The organism is Paenibacillus aceris (genome assembly GCF_017874035.1).
GTDB classification, from domain to species: Bacteria; Bacillota; Bacilli; order Paenibacillales; family NBRC-103111; genus Paenibacillus_E; species Paenibacillus_E aceris.
The window spans coordinates 72,578-88,882 of record NZ_JAGGKV010000020.1; the positions used below are offsets into that span (position 1 = coordinate 72,578).

The 16,305-nt window shown below is 47.5% G+C and carries 13 protein-coding genes; 4 read left to right on the top strand and 9 right to left on the bottom strand.

Annotation, left to right across the window (positions count from 1 at the left end; all coding sequences use genetic code 11):
• Nucleotides 1-145: 145 nt before the first annotated feature.
• On the top strand, nucleotides 146-988 hold the full coding sequence (locus J2Z65_RS27095; RefSeq protein ID WP_240159978.1) for an AraC family transcriptional regulator: 843 nt from the start codon (nucleotides 146-148) through the stop codon (nucleotides 986-988).
• Here J2Z65_RS27095 and J2Z65_RS27100 read toward each other — a convergent pair.
• The 9 genes from J2Z65_RS27100 to J2Z65_RS27140 all read right to left on the bottom strand — a co-directional run bounded on the left by J2Z65_RS27100 (nucleotide 981) and on the right by J2Z65_RS27140 (nucleotide 13,506).
• On the bottom strand, nucleotides 981-2,120 hold the full coding sequence (locus tag J2Z65_RS27100) for a Ger(x)C family spore germination protein (protein WP_167065932.1): 1,140 nt from the start codon (nucleotides 2,118-2,120) through the stop codon (nucleotides 981-983). The genes J2Z65_RS27095 and J2Z65_RS27100 overlap by 8 nt on opposite strands.
• A complete protein-coding gene (locus tag J2Z65_RS27105; protein ID WP_167065935.1) occupies nucleotides 2,117-3,187 on the bottom strand; it encodes a GerAB/ArcD/ProY family transporter in 1,071 nt (356 codons plus the stop codon). The genes J2Z65_RS27100 and J2Z65_RS27105 overlap by 4 nt, the downstream gene beginning before the upstream one ends.
• Nucleotides 3,184-4,611 (bottom strand): spore germination protein, encoded by a 1,428-nt coding sequence (locus J2Z65_RS27110; protein WP_167065938.1) that lies wholly within the window; start codon nucleotides 4,609-4,611, stop codon nucleotides 3,184-3,186. Before J2Z65_RS27110 ends, J2Z65_RS27105 begins: the two co-directional genes overlap by 4 nt.
• Nucleotides 4,612-4,708: 97 nt before the next feature.
• Nucleotides 4,709-6,997, bottom strand: coding sequence for a helix-turn-helix domain-containing protein (locus J2Z65_RS27115; RefSeq protein ID WP_167065940.1), 2,289 nt, complete (start codon nucleotides 6,995-6,997; stop codon nucleotides 4,709-4,711).
• Nucleotides 6,998-7,178: 181 nt separating this feature from the next.
• Complete coding sequence (locus J2Z65_RS27120) at nucleotides 7,179-8,057, bottom strand: carbohydrate ABC transporter permease (protein ID WP_167065943.1); 879 nt, start codon at nucleotides 8,055-8,057, stop codon at nucleotides 7,179-7,181.
• A 55-nt stretch (nucleotides 8,058-8,112) separates the two neighbouring features.
• Nucleotides 8,113-9,030 (bottom strand): ABC transporter permease, encoded by a 918-nt coding sequence (locus J2Z65_RS27125; RefSeq protein ID WP_167065946.1) that lies wholly within the window; start codon nucleotides 9,028-9,030, stop codon nucleotides 8,113-8,115.
• Nucleotides 9,031-9,096: 66 nt separating this feature from the next.
• Nucleotides 9,097-10,743, bottom strand: a complete 1,647-nt coding sequence (locus J2Z65_RS27130) for a type 2 periplasmic-binding domain-containing protein (RefSeq protein ID WP_167065949.1) — start codon at nucleotides 10,741-10,743, stop codon at nucleotides 9,097-9,099.
• Between the two features lie 255 nt (nucleotides 10,744-10,998).
• Nucleotides 10,999-11,769, bottom strand: coding sequence for a DeoR/GlpR family DNA-binding transcription regulator (locus J2Z65_RS27135; protein ID WP_167065952.1), 771 nt, complete (start codon nucleotides 11,767-11,769; stop codon nucleotides 10,999-11,001).
• A gap of 87 nt (nucleotides 11,770-11,856) precedes the next feature.
• Nucleotides 11,857-13,506 carry a DUF4091 domain-containing protein gene (locus tag J2Z65_RS27140; protein ID WP_338111788.1) on the bottom strand — a complete coding sequence of 550 codons (1,650 nt, stop codon included), beginning with the start codon at nucleotides 13,504-13,506 and terminating at the stop codon, nucleotides 11,857-11,859.
• A 239-nt stretch (nucleotides 13,507-13,745) separates the two neighbouring features.
• On the opposite strand from J2Z65_RS27140, the gene J2Z65_RS27145 reads away from it, so the two are divergent.
• From J2Z65_RS27145 to J2Z65_RS27155, 3 genes are all read left to right on the top strand, one after another.
• Nucleotides 13,746-14,696 carry a metallophosphoesterase family protein gene (locus tag J2Z65_RS27145; protein ID WP_167065958.1) on the top strand — a complete coding sequence of 317 codons (951 nt, stop codon included), beginning with the start codon at nucleotides 13,746-13,748 and terminating at the stop codon, nucleotides 14,694-14,696.
• 29 nt (nucleotides 14,697-14,725) lie between these two features.
• Nucleotides 14,726-15,586: a DMT family transporter gene (locus J2Z65_RS27150; RefSeq protein ID WP_167065961.1), complete on the top strand. Its 861-nt coding sequence runs from the start codon at nucleotides 14,726-14,728 to the stop codon at nucleotides 15,584-15,586.
• A 67-nt stretch (nucleotides 15,587-15,653) separates the two neighbouring features.
• Nucleotides 15,654-16,247, top strand: coding sequence for a TetR/AcrR family transcriptional regulator (locus J2Z65_RS27155; protein WP_167065963.1), 594 nt, complete (start codon nucleotides 15,654-15,656; stop codon nucleotides 16,245-16,247).
• The last annotated feature ends 58 nt before the right edge of the window (nucleotides 16,248-16,305 follow it).

The following is a 16,305-nucleotide window of genomic DNA, read 5'->3' on the forward strand; positions in this document are numbered from 1 at the left end:
TATACCAAATGTGCCAATTCCCATGTTATGATGAAACAAACGCGAAGTCGAATGGGAGGAACAACACGTGGAGCAACAGTTGGAGGATTTGTATCGTTTTCCAAATATCATCAATACCCTTCAGGTGACAGGTTGCCATTTCGGCTTGAAGCCTCCTGGGTGGCATTTCCCTAGGCATCATCACCATTTGTTCGAGCTGCTGTACTGCGTGGAAGGTGAAGTCGCTCATGAAATAAACCGCGATCAAGTTACGATGCACAAAGGAGACTGGCTGCTAATCAAGTCTGGTGTCAGGCATCAATCCTCCAACACCTGCCAGGCGGACTATAGTTTCTTTAACGTGCATTTCGATCTCGATGACCCAGAGATTCGCAGCCTGCTCTCCCTTGCGCCATATCGACTTATCCGACACAAAGAAGCAGAACGAAGCAAACTGCGTTTCTACGTCGGCGAATTAGAGGCTGTTATGCAGCGCAATAACGCCGAACCCCCCGAAGCGGCGGAACCGCTCCCCCCCTCCCTCCTGCGTTTCGAGGATAAGCTGCTGCTGCAGTCTTATACACTGCTCATCATCCACGATGTGCTTCAGCTGCTGCGTGAGCATGGGACAGCTAGCGGTCATCGCACAGCTCCCGATAAAGATCCTTCGCTCTTCACCGCCGATGTCGCGCACATGATTGAAGAGAAGCTCTCGCTCGGTCTAAGCGAGGAAGCGACAGTGGCGGGGGTTGCGAAGGAGATGAACCTGAGCCGCAGCCAATGCAGCAAGCTGTTCTCCAAGGTATACGGGCTGTCCCCCCGCCAGTACCTCAGTAGGCAGAAGCTCAAGCTGGCTAAGGAGCTGCTCGTCACGACCCATCTGCCGATGACGGACATCGCGGAGAAGCTGGGCTTCCAATCGGCCAGCCACTTCTCCCGGCAATTTCGGCGCTGGACCGGCCAGTCGCCGAGCGAATTCAAGCCGAGGCATCATTCCACAACTAGTTAATAATCCCATGAGAAATAATATCCATGCTTACCGAAACCTTGAAATCCACTTCGGGGTATGCCTTCTCCCAATCGAGCTCTTTCCACTCCTTCGGATGGAAAGCTATCATATCCCTTCCGATGCCCAGTGCATCGGAATGTGCCTTTTGAAGCAGTTTGCAGATGCCTTGCGCTTCCTGTGTGAGCAGATCAGAGAACCGTTTGTTCAGCTGCTCAATGAGCTGCTCGTCAATGCGATTGTTTTTGGCGTGTTCGATGATGATCCCTTTCAGCCTAAGCTGCAATTGAACCTGAACTTGTCCGGATGAACTGACCGAAACCTTCTTGCTGCGGCTCGACTTGACGATGTTCAGCGATACGTGCTGCGACACGTCGTTTTTGCCCTTCGCTTCTTCTACTTTTCTCGTGAGGACACAGACTTCGGCCTTCTTGCCGTTCATTAAAAGGAACAAGGTAGATTGTTCAGGAGTGAGCAGGTATCCCGTATACTTTCTTTTACTAAGGAGCCCCACACCCTCGATGACAGCTTTATCTTTGTCCGTCTCACCATTTGTCCCATTTTCCCTCCTCAGAATCGGAATGACGCCATCTTTTCCCCGATCATGAAGAAGAGGGTAAATGGAATGCACGGTTACGTATGGAATGACCGTTTCGTGCTCGGCGCTTTTAATGATTTTGCGCAAGTACTCTCCGGATGTCGCGGACCCGATGCGATTCAGTCGAATCAAATCCGCCGCTTCGCCATGGACGATAGCCACTTTGGCCAGCATAGGGTCATTTGAGTTGCGGAATGTGGCGTCCAGGAGATTCAGAATATCCGATTTCGCCAGCTTATCGCAGATTAGCATAACTTGATTTTTGGAAGTGCCAATGGGTCCTGCGATTTGCAGGCCGATTTTTTTATACAAGGACTCCTGCAGCGTTGGTCCTGTTGCCGTCAACACCTCATGAATGGGAACGGTTCTTTCCTTGCCTCCGGGAGATTGAATAGTGACGGTGGTGACGATTTCATTTTTCTCGTTCGTATCCAGAGAGGTTGCATAAATGAGCTGCAAATTTTTCAAATCGGAATGATAACTGCACCCTGAAAATAACAAAACAACGATCAGCCAGAGAAGAGCCAAGCGATTCACTGCTGCTTTCCCCCTTCTTTGCCCTTTAGCCAAACAAACAAGAAAAGTAGAACCGGAAGTCCGATCAAGATGAAACTCTCGTATTCCGTAACCTTCTGTAAGAAGGCAATCCGTTTTTCCGAACGCCATGCGAAACCGACCAAGCAGACTATGGGAACTAAATAGTACATGGCTTTTCTGTGTTCATTGTTATGAAACCAGTATCCGAACCCTTTGCCTGCGGCATACATGTAGCTAATGAGTGATGCTGTCACTTTGACCAGCCAGACGGAAAGGAAAATCAAATCCATCCGTTCCAGAAATGGCAGGGAAATCCCGTTCAAATAGTAAGGGACAGGCTGCGGGATGAATGGAATTGACTCGGGACTGAAATTCAGAAAGCACAGCAGGACAACAACCAAAAAGAAAATGGTCGCCATGGTGTTCGCCCACAGTACGGGAGTAAGCATGCTCTTGCCATTGGATTGCACCTCGGAGGAGACGATCAGGAACAGCTCGAAACCGAGGAAAGTGATCACGGAACTTTTCATTCCCGCAATAATGGCTGTCCAGCCCTTCTGTCCGATAGGCAGCAGATAGCGATAATCCATTGTATAAAAGCTGGTAAGCATCATCGCTACCATTAAGATAAGCAGAAAGGTGACCATCGTATTGTAACGCGCAATGACCGGCAATCGCTCTTTAGCAAAATAGATCAATATAACAAAGTTGGCTGCAATGACGAGCCATGGATTCGTAAACGGCAATATCCAGAGCTCGACAAACAACATTTCCATCAGCAAAACCAGACAGGAAAGAAATAGAAAATGGAACGTGTAAAAAGCGTTGACCGCATTCCCTATCCATTTGCCAAGAATAAGCGGCATAAACTCATAGAAATTTTTCCCTGGAAATCGTTTACAGAGAGCGACATAGATGATCAGAAGCACATTCACGCATGCCCCCGCCAGAATGACGGATATCCAGCCGTCTTCACCAGCAGCTTGATGCAATACATAGGGGAAAGACAACACACCGATGCCTACCTGAGTTTGCAGGATGAAAGCAAATAATTGCATTCTGGTCATGACATCCTCCTATCCGAAGCTTTCCTACGAAAGATTCGCTTAGGAAGCTGAATGAGCGTAGTCAAGATCCTTCGCGGTTGGAATGGCGTAAACGGATAAAAGTAAGGGACGCCGTACGTTTCAAGCTTGCTTAAATGCATGAACAACAGCGAAAAGCTAAAAGCTATCCCAGCAAAACCAAGCAGCAAAGAAGCGATCATGATCGGGAAGCTGACCAACCGAACCGCGAGACGCATTTCGTGAGAAGGCAAACTGAAAGAAGCGACGGCCGTCAATGAAATAACGACAATCATGGTCGTGGATACTAATCCAGCATTAACCACTTCACTGCCGATAACCAAACCTCCGACAATAGACAGGGTAGAAGAAATGGACTTCGGAAGCCGGATTGCCGCTTCTCGCAGCAGCTCGAGCACGGTGATCATAAACAAAGCTTCAATGAGGGGATTGAAAGGAATATTCTCTAAAGAAGCTTTCAAGGAAAAAAGCAAATCAATCGGCAGTACCTCGAAATGGTTCGAGACAATGGAAATATAAACCGAAGGAAGCGCCATCCCGATCATGACACTAATAAACCGAAGAAAGCGAAAAAAAGTCCCGCTCCACCACCGGACGTTGAAATCGTCTGCAATTTGAAAAAACATAAAAAATGTCACTGGGAGAATGACCGCGAACGAACTGCCATCCACAAGCAGGACAACTCTGCCCTCCAGTAGATGAGAAACCGTGGTGTCAGGTCTTTCGGTATACAACATTTGCGGAAAAAGAGACCACCGGCTGTTCTCTAACCGATTCAAGATTTGTCCGGGCGACTTAATAAACACGTCTTCATTCGTCAAGAGTCTGGCAATGACTTCGTTAACAACATTGAGATCAGCAAGCTCGCTCATGTACAGCAACTTGACGCCTGTCGGGCTTTGCGCGCCCAAAGTGAAGTCCCGTTCGACCAAATTCGGATTCTTGAGTCGTCTGTGAATCAGCTGTACATTAATTTCTGCGTCATCGACAAAGCCTTCATGGGAACCGCGTATGACTTGTTCATTCTGGGATTCTGCGATACTGCGTTCGATGCTAGCGCCGACATCGGCCAGAATAATATCCATTCTTTGATCGAGCAGAATCGCGCATTTCCCTTGAAGCATCCCGGCAGCCACAGTCTCCAAATCGGAAACGAGCTCAATATCGAGAATAGGAAGAATATCCTCCAGAAGTCCCTCTTTGGATTCGAGCAGAGGCCTCAAAACATCAGACTGCAGCTTATCCCGATTGGTGGCAGCGTTAAGATAAAGAATCGCGCCCTGAACGCCCTGCAGGCGGAATTCCCTGGTCCGAATATCGTCGGAAGAATGAAAGCAATCGAAAAGCTTACGCATATTCGTCTTGATCTCTGTTGAGATTTGGAATGAATCTTGTGGCAATTCCATTCTTCTTCCTCCCGCCTTGTCACATTGCGGTTAGTATTTGCCAAATTCTTCATTTTATCCAATCGTCCTTAGATGGCCTCCAACAGAAATAAGACGATCATAGCTGATCGCCTTTTCTGAATTGACCTGGTGTAATCCCCTCGTAGCGCTTAAACACACGAATGAAGGTATTGCTGTTCGAGAATCCAACCTTCTGTGTAATATCCGTAATCGTTTCATCGGTTTCCATCATCAGCTTCTTGGCCAACCCAACACGCTGCTTATTGACATAATCGATAAACGTCTCCCCGGACTGTTCTTTGATAAAGCGCGATAAATACGGCGCATTTACTTCAAACTTCAGAGACAGTGACGTCAGACTCAGATCCATATCCGCCAGATGCTCGTCAATATAGCTCAGCACATGATCCTTCAGATTCGTATTGTGACTTTTCTTCTTAGAGTCGACGTACTCACAGACAGTTTTCAAAAACTTATAAATTTCATCTTCAATTTCCGCGAACGATTCGCATTGCGTCAGTTCCTTAATTAACGCGTGCTTTTCAACAGCCAGCTCGTTCGGCCCTTGATCAAGATGCTCGATCGCTTTCAAAATCGTGCCGATCAGCTCGAACATTAGCAGCTTGCCCAACTGCAGCGAGAGCGTGCCGTCCGACACATTCGTAGCGATCAGCTCGCTGACTGCCTCCATGGCCTCCTCGTACTGCCCCGTCCGGATATGATTGATGAGCTGACGTTCCATATCCAGCGGATAGTACAGCTCATTCTTCGGCCGTTTAATCCGCTCAAACGGGATGATTTGGCTCGGACCGATGACGAATTTATACTCCAGCGCCTCCAGCGCCTCATCAAATCCATGCGGGATACCGGCCAGCGTTGGATGTATATCGCTGATGCCAATGGTCAGCTGAATATAGAATTTCCCTTGAATAATGGCCTGCGCTTCTTGCGCGACCTCAATTAAATCCTGCTTGCCCTGAGCTTCATCATCGTGCTGAATATTGACGAGAAAAGCGATCATCCCGTCCACTTCTGTCGTAAAGACCACATGCTTGCGGCCGATGAGCTCTTCCGTAATGTTCGTCACAATATAGTAAACATACTGCAATTTGGACTCGGCATCACGCGAGGAGCTGTCATTGAACAAAGGCGCATAATCGCCGATATGAAAAAGCAAGACCGCAAACCGGTTCGTCTCGAATCGCAGATCGAACGAATCCATCGCTTGCGCCAGCGCGGAACCGCTTTCGACTCTCCCCTTGAGCAGCCGCGCCAGAAAATGGCTCCGCAGTACGTTTTGCTGCTTCTGAATTGTCGTATTCGCCGTATCTTGGAAGGCGGCATTCTCCGACATGAAGGACTGCAGCAGCAGGAACTCGTCTTTAATGCCCTGCATGTTCGATTTAACCTTGGGAGACACCAGATCTACCATGCGGCGAATCGGCATATAATGCTTGCGCGTCAACCAGACGGACATCGGGCCACCGACGAAAATGCATAGAAATAAGCCTGCATAGATCCAGCTCCGCAATTGGCTGACTTTGGCCGAGTAAATTTTCGTAGGAACAATGGATACATATTTCCACTCATTTTCAACCGAAGATACGTAGGAAACCGTCACCTCTTCCTGGTCCCATTTCTGGCTAAACGAGCCCTCCGCTGCGGACGAAATCTGCGCCAAATCAAGATCGGAAACGTGCCCTGGCTCACCCGCGATCATGATCGGCTTATTGCTGGAATCCAGAATCAGCACAATGCCGGCTTGGGCAAGCTGAATATTCGAGATAGCAGCTTTCAAACGCTCCGCATTCAGCATAACCACAAGTGTGGCAGGCGCTTCGTCGGCATTTTGAATAGGCAGTGACTGCATGTACACCATGTCATCTTCGGCTAATTGAAGAAAATTACCGAAGTAGATCTTTTCCATACTGTCGCTCCACTTTTTGAAAGTCATCCCTTTATTGTTTTCGTGAAGCAATTGGAAAAGAAGCTCATCTTGATTCATCGTCGAGGTGGTCACACCGAAATGCTGCTTTTTCATATAGACATATAAATCGTTGATATCCCCGTTTGAAGCGGCATACGAACGAAGTGACGTGATGAGGTCGAGCGTGTCTATTTTGACTTGGGAACTCGTATAGTCCGATTGATTTACATATTTAATAACTTTAGGGTCCAAAGAAAGCTGAAGGCCCATCCGTTTAATATCCTTAAATTGATTATCCAGGGATTGCTTCACCTGATTCAACATCGCTTTATTGGATCTGATAACCTCCGAATTCAGTAAATGCTGCGATTGAAAGAGCACCAACATCGTGATGACAATAGGGATACAAAGAATAGTTAGATTCGAATAAAGCCAAAAAAGATATACGCTCCGCTTCATCAAGAAGCCCTCCCCTATACTCATGCTGTATGCGAATTATCCCATCTTATCCCGTTTATGTACATCTACGATTTTTGCAGTATCATCTTTTTTTAGCGTTTTCATGCCAAAAAGCACAAAAACCCAAATATCCCGCCCTCTTTTCGAACTTTCAAAAAGAGAACAGGTTCTGGGAAATTAGTTATTCTTTGAGCGCGCCAACCATAACGCCTTTCACAAAATATTTCTGTAAAAAAGGATAAGCGATGAGAATCGGTAAGGTCGCAACCATAATCGTTGCATATTTAATGCTTTCTCCAATCGCTTGCGTGTCGTTCGCATTGCCCGTTCCTGTGGTCATTGAATCCGTGCTGTTCTGTACGAGAATCTCGCGAAGAATGAGCTGCAGCGGAAATTTCTCCCGATCATGAAGGAAGAGCATCGCATTAAACCAGGAATTCCAATGCGCTACCCCATAATAAAGCACCATGACGGCAATGACCGGCATCGACAGCGGCACCACGATTTGGAACAAAATGCGCCATTCGCCTGCACCGTCAATCTTGGCGGACTCCATCAATCCTTCCGGGATCGCTTCGAACGAAGTGCGCATAATAATTAAGTTCCAGGTGGAGATGGCCACCGGGACAATCAGCGCAAGGTAGCTGTTACCCATGTGCAGGTAATTGTTAATTAACAGATACGTCGGGATCAAGCCGCCGCTGAAATACATCGTGAAAACAATGCTGATCATTAGAAATTTGCGTAGAACAAACTTTCTGGACAGTGCGTAGGCGCCAAGCGTTGTAAAAAACAGATTTACCGCCGTACCCAGAATTAAGATCAGCAAGGTATTGCCATACCCGGTCAAAATGTTCGGATTCGCTATTACCTTCTCAAAGGCGGTTAAGTTAAACCCTAGCGGCTTAAGAAGCAGCCCTGTATGTTGTATTAACAAATTCGAATCACTGATAGAGGCCATGAATACATAGTAGAACGGATAAAGCGTACAAATGATAAGCAATATCATTAGAATCGCATTACCTATATCGAATAGACGCTCAGTTGCGCTTAATTTCATCGTCAGTTTCCTCCTGAGAGCTTTTCGTTAAGAAAAGCTTGCTGCGTAAGCGAGACTACCACAACCGGCTGCCCGAGAATCGGCGGGATATGCTGTTAGCGCTAATAAGTAAAATAAAGTTGATCATCGATTGGAATAGCCCTACTGCGGTTGTATAGCTGTAATCATTCCCTTGGGCAAGCCCTTCCCGATAAACAAAGGATGAAATGACATCTGCCGTTTCATACGTATTCGGATTGTAGAGCAGGACGATTTTCTCAAAGCCAACCTCCATCAAGCCGCCGATCCGAAGAATGAGCAGGATCATGATCGTTGGAATAAGTCCCGGAAGCGTCACGCTCCAGATTTGGCGGAATCTTCCCGCCCCGTCAACACGAACAGCTTCATACAGTTCGGGATTGATCCCGCTAAGCGCAGCCAAGTAAATAATGGACGACCAACCGAGTTCTTGCCAAACCGATGTAGAGACGAAAATGGTGCGGAAATTTTCCGCATTATTCATCAGCGCAGAATCCTGCCCGCCAAAGAACATTATGATGGAATTCACGATACCGCCACGGTTCGTAAAATCAATAATTAACCCTGAAATGACGACAATCGAGATGAAATGCGGTAAATAGGAAACCGTCTGCACGATCGATTTGAACACCTTCTGGCGAAGCTCATTCAACAGGATCGCTAGAATAATCGGTGCCGGGAAGCCGAAAATCAAATTATAAAAGCTAATCAAGAACGTATTGCGAAGCACGCGAACAAAATAATAGCTTTGAAAGAAATCTTTGAAATGTGCAAAGCCTACCCAATCACTGCCCCAAATCCCTTTCGCCGGGCTAAAATCCTTGAAGGCAATTACAGCGCCGTACATCGGGAAATATTTAAAGATGAAAAAGTATAGCGCAACCGGCAGTACCATCAGGTAGATTGCGCGATTTTTTCTGAAGTCATCGAGTAGAACCCGAATGGAATTCGCCATGTTCTCACTTCCTTACTTGTGTTGTGAAAAAGGGGAAGCGATGCTCCCCCTCGCTCCTGCAATGAATTAACGTTTGTTATAACGGTCCGTCGCTGTTTGATAAATCTCAACCGCACGGTCAATGTTCATCTTTTTCACTTGCTCCATCGTTTTGTCAAAATCTTCTACTTTCGCAGCGCCCATAACGACTTTCGTGATTTGCTCTGTCAGCAGCGTGCTCACATCGTTTAGAATCTTCGCAGACTCTTTGGCTTCATCTGTAGAGAGAACAACTGGCGGCAGCATGACTTTGTATGCGTTGTTCGCATATTTCGCGTACAATTTAACCGCGTCTTTTTGAGCTTGCAATTGATAGTACTGGTCATTGTAGCGGTCATCATCCAAACCGGAGAAGCCGTAGTTGGCGATAAAATATTTGGCCATCGCTTGGGAAATCGGCAGGTTGTCCGGGTTTTTCAAAATCAAGTCGGTGTACTTCGGCTGTCCGTCAACTTTCGTGTACGTTTGGCCTTCTACGCCGAAGTTTTTGAGCATAGCGCCTTCGTCACTGTACAGATAATCGATGGCTTTTACCGTTTCTGCCGCATGTTTGTTGGCACTTGTAATGACCGTTCCGATATTGTCATATTCCCATGACGCTTGCACGAATTTAGGCTCTTCGCCCTTTTTCAGAACCGGATACTGAACCGCTGCCAGCTTCGCTTTCGGGTCTGTTTTCTGCAGCGCCGGTGTGTACGTCCCGATGCTTCCGCCAATGAAACCGTAGAACGCTCCCGCTTTGCCGGAAGTAATTTTCGCATCCATCGTTTTCGTGTCATTGGAAGCGAAATCCGGATCGATCAAGCCTTCTTTATACCATTTTTGCATAGTCGCCAAATATTGCTTAAACTCCGGCTGCGTAGGGCCGAACTTCACTTTGCCGCCATCGACATAGAAGGAGCTCGCATTGGCAATCGTTGACATGCCTGCAACACCGTAAGCACCTGCGAAGTCAGCGAATGAAAGCGGATAGCTTTTGTTAAGTGTGAAAGGAATTACGCCTTTCTTCTCTTTGAAAGCTCGCAGCACGGTTTCCCATTCATCGATCGTTTCCGGTGCTTGCAAACCAAGCTCTTCCAGCCAATCTTGACGGATGACCATGCCGCTGAATGTTTTGTACTGGCCGTATTGCCCGACCTTTAAGTGAGGCAGCGCGTAAATATCGCCGTTATCTGCTTTGATTTGTTTCGCGATTTGCGGGTTAGCATCCAGGATTTTTTTCAAATTCGGCGCGTTTTTCTCAATTAAGTCATTCAGTTTAATAATTGTGCCGTCTTTGAACATTTTGGATGTTCCGCCCTGCACGCTGTTCCAGTTCCACAGCATCGAATCCGGCAAGTTATTAGAAGCAACCATTACTCCGTACTGCTGAACATCATCCTGCGGCGTGTTGCCGGAAGAATGTTGGAAGTCGAACGTTACATTCGTCTTTTTCGCCCATTCTTGAACCATAGGAAGTTCATTTAGGCTTTTGACGACGGCTTTCGCATTCGGATTCATAGGAGTCCATAATGTCACCTTCACAGGATCTTTAGAAACTGATGATGTTCCGGCTGGCGCTGTGCTGCCGCTTGCCTCTTTGGTTGTTCCTGAATTACCACAAGCGGTTACTAAAGATAGTACAAGCACTGAGGCTAGTACAGGAAGCACTTTGAATGCTTTATTTTTTTTCATAGAAACACTCCTCTTGATGATGGATGATTTGGCTGCTAACCTCGTAGCGGATTAGCCTGTGAATGAAGCATACATGGCGCAGAGGGATGTCGTATATCGCTTATTTTTCAGTCGTATTGTTTTCTTAAGAATGAGCATCGCTTCTATTTGCAGCATCCTCATTTTATGAGAATTCCCTTAAAAACAAAGGAAAAACCGCCACCTCTCCGCTTTATGCAGCGGTTAGCAGCGATTTCAATGGGTGTTACTCTTCGTTTATTCGCCGATTAGCACGTCAATGCCAAGGGCTTCGATCTTCTCAATCCATTCCTTCGGGCAGCCTGAGTCGGTAATCAGCATCGAGATTTCGTCCAGCTTGGCCACTCGGGCAAAAGTCGACATGCCGAATTTAGAATGGTCCGCAACCAGGATGGCCTCCTCTGCCCGCTGCATCATTTTCCGCGAAATGACCGCTTCAGCCAAATGAAAGTCCGTAATGCCATCTGCAAGCGAAATGCCGCCAACGGAGATGAACGCTTTATTCACCTTAAATTGGTCCAGCATCTGATCCGTAAGGACGCCTGTTGCCGCTTTGTATTCCACATTCACTTCCCCGCCTAAGAAAATAATCCTGCCGCCAAACAGCTCCATAGCGAGATTAAGTACAGGGACAGAGTGGGTAATCAAAGTTACATTCGTATAATCCTTCAGGTAAGGCAAGATCTCGATCGTCGTCGTGCTGTTATCCAGCATAATCGTTTCGCCGTCCTGTACCAAGGAGGCAGCCGCCTTGCCGATCGCCGCTTTCTCCTTCTTCATCATTTGCGTTCTTCTGAGGAAGGGCGGCTCGACCAGCTCCATACGCATTTTGACAGCTCCCCCGTACACTTTGCGAAGCTTGCCTTCCTTCTCCAAGCGATCCAAGTCACGCCGGACCGTTTCCGTCGAAACGCTGAGAAGCTCGGACAAATGAAGAACTTGTACTTTCCCTTCCATTTCCAAATGGTTCAGGATCTTCATTCTGCGATCCTCGAATGTTAATGACATAAATAACCCCCTGCCTTTGACCGATGATGGCAACATTGTGATGTTTCATGTTGTTTTCATCTAGTGTATAAGCAGGAGGTTGCGCTGTCAACGCGAAGCAATGAGAAGGTTAATCTTCTCGCGCTTCTTGATGATCCACTCCGGATCATGCGGGTATTCACTGAAAGTTAACGGCGTGGCGAGATCCTCTTCGATTAACGTAATTGTGCTCTCGCGGCCAATCAGGCTCTCAAGACTTTCAAGGGCCCTTAGATCTTGCAGGGCTTCATAAAATACAACCATCCGAATGGATTCGATTGGCCCCTCTTCCCCAGGATAGACAAGAAAAGCATCTCCGGAAGGAAAAGCCCGGTCCGCATCCGTCTGGACGAAGGGATTCAGCATTTTGCGCGCATATTGGGAATACCAGAAGTTGTACCCCCAGTGAAGAAAGCCTTTGATATTAAACTTGTACAACTGGTAGCCTATGATCCGGTTTCGCTCGGATGGAAAGACGAAGAAGCGGTTCGATACTTGTTGATACTGTGCGCAGCAATAGTAGGTCCAAAGATTATCTACACCGCGGCTAATGAATTCATCAATATGATTGTTGGCGACAACAGGCGTGTTTATGAGGCCATGCGCATAAAATTCATAGTCGGATAGCGCATCGAACGTCGGATAATTGCCAAGAAACTGGCGAAGCCGGATGCTTGCTGTCCGGTACGATTCCAAATTGTTCAAGGATGGCTCATCCGAGACATGGAAAAACACGCGGTCTCCAAGCCCCTGTTCCTGAATAAACCGATCCAGCTCAGGTAATAGCGCTTCCAGGAACTTCCCGTATGTATCACCCGATGCATCGGTTTCCCAACCGAAAATCCGTTTCAACTGGCCTTGCTCTGTCGCCATAATTTTCGGAGCGAACTGTGCTCCCCACTGCGTAAATAAATGAGAGAACTCATAGTATTGAACCCCGCAGCGTTCACCAAGCGCAATCCATCTTTCTAATAACGTAAAATCAAATTGGTACCCGCTCTCGTCCCGCTCCACTTCCACCAATTGTACGGTCGTCCGCTCACCGCCAACCTCTGTATCCAGCGGAGGTGTAAAAAGCGGCGTTAACAGCATATTCACGCCTTGTTTGACCGCCGTTTGGACATATTGCTCAATCCGTCTCCAGTGTTCCTCGCTAAAAACGTCCAGCTGATAATGATTAGCCAAGCAATCCGTATGAAACCATTCGGTTCGGATCAACTTCTGCTTAGGTAAGGAAGCGCTTAAAATCTGCAATTGAATGCGCTGCGAGCCGACTTGAACGCCGTCTGAAGCCAACAACGTAACCTCTATTGGATATAGCCCCTCTGGCTGCGCATGTTCCCGCAGATCAAGCGTTACCCAGAAAGCGCCCCAGCATTTGGGGAGCGCTATCTCGCCTCCGCCTTTCAGAGGCAGCAACGGATCCGGATACAGGCCCGGCTGATCGCTAAGTACATATCCGTCATGATCTCCGTACAGGGTCAATTCACTTGGGGCAAGTCCCACTTTCCGGATTGCCAGGTTGCCCGTCAACGGTGAAGCGATCTCCAACCGCAAACCTTTGACAAGCTGCTCGGACCGGTAGGCGACCTGAAACGAGAACACTTCGCCCTTAAGCACGGTTGCCCTTTCAAGGGTATAACGGGAATCGGGCTCCTGATGAGCAATCACTTTCGCTAATGAGTTCAAGCAGCGTAATTCAAACTTCTCATCTGACACGGGGTGGTCTCCCTTCAAATACAACAAAATTAGGTGATACCTTAAAGATATGTGGATTCTGCTATATAGTAAATATCCTTTTTTCATCCTGATGTTCAATTCTTGTGATTGGAGTGAGCGAAAATTGCTCATTGACAGCTTTGGAGAAGTAGTTATACAATTGTCAACAAACAACAAGATTTTAATATAAAACCACATAAAAACAACAACCCAAATAAAGAATATGGAGGGCTCTACCTATGAAGCATCAACTTTTCTTTCGTGAGGATCAGACCTTTACGATTGCCCAATTTACAGACATACATTGGAAAGATAACGGCACTCTTGATCTACAGACGAGAAAGCTGATGGAAGAAGTGCTGGATGCCGAGCAGCCTGATCTTGTCGTATTTACGGGCGACGTCATTTACACCGGGTACGTGACACCGGGCGAACCCGTCTGCGAACAACCGCTGGAGGCGTTTCGGGAAGCCGTCCACGCCGCGGAATCCCGCGGAATTCCATGGGCGGTTGTGTTCGGCAACCACGATACGGAATCCGTGATTACCCGTGAGGAGCTTATGCAGTCCGTGCTTCAGTATCCGAACACGGTTACACAGCACGGCCCTCACGACATTAATGGAGTGGGCAACTTTACGTTGTCCATTCAAGATGCCGGCGGGCAAGACGCAGTTGCCCTGTTTTTTTTGGACTCGGGCAATCTTTCACCCGTGCCTCATATCAAAGGATACGATTGGATTCGGAGCGATCAAATCGCATGGTACAAGGAAGCTTCAAGAAAGCTTCAATCCGGTAATGGGGACCAGCCATTGCCTGCACTCGCTTTCTTCCATATCCCGCTGCCGGAATATCAACAAGTCTGGAATTCCGCGACATGTTATGGGAATAAGTTCGAAAATGTGTGCTGTGCGCCCGTTAACTCAGGTCTATTCGCAGCCATGGTGGAAATGGGGGATGTCATGGGTACTTTCTGCGGCCACGATCACATCAACGACTTCTGGGGCGAGCTGCACGGCATCCGGCTTTGCTACGGCCGAGCTACCGGCTACAACACGTACGGTCAAGAAGGCTTCCCTCGCGGCGCACGGATGATTCGGCTTCGCCAAGGCGAGCGCAGTTTCGAGACATGGCTGCGATTAGCCGACGGTACAGTTGTAAGTGAGCAACCCGAGCACACGCCGGGCGAATAATTTTACCCATTTTGTTTGGAGATGATGGCTTGGTTATCGTATCAATCTTACTTGTCATAGCTTCCGGCCTAACTCATGCCATTTGGAGCTTATTTACCAAAAGCAGCCGAAACAAAAGTGTTTTCCTATGGTCGATCATTATGGTCACCACCGTGGTCTTGCTTCCTTTTCTGATCAGAGAATTATGGGTTCATCCCTTATCCTTAGCTTCATACGGACTTTTGTTATTGTCAGCAGCTCTGCAGAGCGCCTACGCTCTTTTATTAGCACGTACCTACAACATGGGGGATTTGTCTCAAATCTATCCGATTATGCGGGGCACCAGCACTTTATTCATACCTATTGTCGGTGTTTTGTTCCTAAGAGAATCCTTATCCTTATACGGTTGGCTCGGACTTCTCTGTATGGTCATTGGCTTCGTTTCTTTAAGTGGCATTTTCACCGCTAAAAAAACAGGCAAGGTCTCAGCCGCCTCTATCAAACCATTTCTGATGGCGCTTTGCGTAGGCTTGGTTACGACCTGCTATGTCTTCGTCGATAAGCTGAATCTCCAGCATATTTCGGCCATCTCCTTACTCGAGGTGACGAATATCGGGTTCGTCGCTGCGCTGACGCCAATCGTCATCGCATCCAAACAGCTGCGCATGGAGTGGAAACTGAACAGCCGAATTATTTTGCTCGGAGCTATACTCAACCCTGGATCTTATCTGTTGTTTTTATTCGCCATGAAATATGCGCCAGTTGCCCATATCTCCCCGATACGGGAAATCGGAACCGTATTTGCTACGATTCTAGGCATTGTCATCCTCAAGGAAAAGCAAGGCAAGCAGCGGATTATGTGCTCTATTTTAATAACAATTGGTATCTTCCTGATTGGATTCTTCGGTTGACTTTCATGCCAATGGCGCTTATCATAATGTCAGTGAGCACTGACATTGATTCAGAAGAGGGATTCCCATGGATAGCATCACCAGCAAGCTCAGCAGCAGCGATAAACTGCTATTATCCGCACTCAATTTGATCGCAGAGAAGGGCTACAACGGAGTAACCACGCTCGAAATCGCCACCGCGGCAGGTCTCAGCGAGAAGACCTTATTCCGTCATTTCGGCAGTAAGCAGAAGCTGCTTGAGGCTGCTTTTGACCGCTATCATTACGCCGAAGAAATGAAGAAGTTGTTTGCCGAAAAGCTGGTGTGGGATCTTCAGCAAGATTTGCTCCTGGTTAGTCGCACGTATCACGAGATTATGAACCGCAATCGGAAAATGATTCAGATCTCGCTCAAAGAAGATGGGCAGCTGCCGGGATTCCGTGCGCGCACCCAAAAGCATCCTCAGCAATTACTGGAATTCCTAACCGATTATTTCACTTTGATGGCGGAGAAAGGCAAAATGATTTCCGACAACCCGGAGCTTCACGCCTTCTCCTTCATGATGATGCAATTCGGCGCGTTCATTAACGATCTCGACAGCCGTACGAATTACTCCAATATCGGTTTAGAGCCTTTTGTGCAAGAGAGTGTCAAAATTTTTGCTAGGGCCCTTCAGCTCTAGTTTTTTTACCCCATACGTGTCAGTCAGTACTGACAGTCATACTAAAAAGGAAGTGATT

Coding starts and splice junctions, on each gene's coding strand:
- J2Z65_RS27105 (WP_167065935.1), bottom strand. CDS start 3,187: ATGACCAGAATGCAATTATTTGCTTTCATCCTGCAAACTCAGGTAGGC.
- J2Z65_RS27110 (WP_167065938.1), bottom strand. CDS start 4,611: ATGGAATTGCCACAAGATTCATTCCAAATCTCAACAGAGATCAAGACG.
- J2Z65_RS27115 (WP_167065940.1), bottom strand. CDS start 6,997: ATGAAGCGGAGCGTATATCTTTTTTGGCTTTATTCGAATCTAACTATT.
- J2Z65_RS27120 (WP_167065943.1), bottom strand. CDS start 8,057: ATGAAATTAAGCGCAACTGAGCGTCTATTCGATATAGGTAATGCGATT.
- J2Z65_RS27125 (WP_167065946.1), bottom strand. CDS start 9,030: ATGGCGAATTCCATTCGGGTTCTACTCGATGACTTCAGAAAAAATCGC.
- J2Z65_RS27130 (WP_167065949.1), bottom strand. CDS start 10,743: ATGAAAAAAAATAAAGCATTCAAAGTGCTTCCTGTACTAGCCTCAGTG.
- J2Z65_RS27135 (WP_167065952.1), bottom strand. CDS start 11,769: ATGTCATTAACATTCGAGGATCGCAGAATGAAGATCCTGAACCATTTG.
- J2Z65_RS27145 (WP_167065958.1), top strand. CDS start 13,746: ATGAAGCATCAACTTTTCTTTCGTGAGGATCAGACCTTTACGATTGCC.
- J2Z65_RS27155 (WP_167065963.1), top strand. CDS start 15,654: ATGGATAGCATCACCAGCAAGCTCAGCAGCAGCGATAAACTGCTATTA.